Origin of the sequence: Clostridioides sp. ZZV15-6598, from assembly GCF_020657705.1 — a bacterium.
GTDB lineage: Bacteria > Bacillota > Clostridia > Peptostreptococcales > Peptostreptococcaceae > Clostridioides > Clostridioides difficile_F.
In genome coordinates, this window is record NZ_JAGWCS010000291.1 from 1 (window position 1) to 915 (window position 915).

The 915-nt window shown below is 23.9% G+C and carries 2 protein-coding genes; both read left to right on the plus strand.

Annotated features, from left to right (window positions below; translation table 11 throughout):
- Nucleotides 1–43 precede the first annotated feature (43 nt).
- A complete protein-coding gene (locus KGF50_RS21635; protein WP_227849968.1) occupies nucleotides 44–208 on the plus strand; it encodes a hypothetical protein in 165 nt (54 codons plus the stop codon).
- A gap of 89 nt (nucleotides 209–297) precedes the next feature.
- On the plus strand, nucleotides 298–915 hold a 618-nt coding region (locus KGF50_RS21640), incomplete at its 3' end, for a permease (RefSeq protein WP_227849969.1).

A 915-nucleotide genomic window follows, 5' to 3' on the forward strand; every position in this document is an offset into this window, starting at 1 on the left:
GTGTAATATATTGAGATATAAAAAATATTTAGGAGGTTATTATATGTTTAAAAGAGATTCTGTTATTAAAAAAGTATTTTCAAATAAGAGCAAAGAAGGTAGTTGCTGTTCATTTGAAATTGAAGAAATAAAAGAGTGTTATAATGATGAATACTATTGCAATGAAGATGATAAAACTAAAAAAAATAAAGAAAAAAATAACAAATGAATATTGATAATCTATTTTTATACAACATATCAAAAAAAATTGATGTATTGTAGTAATTTTATTATTTTTTAGAATAGAAAGGTGAATACATGATAGAGATTTTTAATAAGTTTATATATTTGTTTACAGAATTAACTATTTTATTTTTAGGAATAAGTTTTTTAGTTGGGATTATACAACAAACTATTTCAGAAGAAAAGATAAGAAGTATGTTGAGTACAAAAAATAAATTTTTAGGTTATATAAATGCATTGATATTAGGGACATTTACACCCTTTTGCTCATGTTCTACAGTACCAGTATTAGTTGGATTGACAAAAGTAAAAGCTCCATTTGGCCCAACTATGACATTTTTATTTACATCACCATTTTTAGACCCAGCTGTAATAGTTCTTATGTTAGCTTTGTTTGGGGTAAAAATAACAGTCGTATATTCGGCTATAGTATTAATATTACCATTGATAATAGGAATTTTGCTTGAAAAACTAGGTTTTGAAAAGTATGTAAAAAATGTAGATATAAAAAAGAGTCAAGAAATAAATTTATATGATATAAATTTAAATCTTTCAAGAAAAGAACTAATAAAAAAGTATCTAATTGATTCAGCAAAAGATGCTTTGAAGCTATATATATCAGTATTACCTTATTTAATAATAGGAGTACTGGTTGGTTCTTTAATGTATAATGTTGTGCCACAAGATGTCATA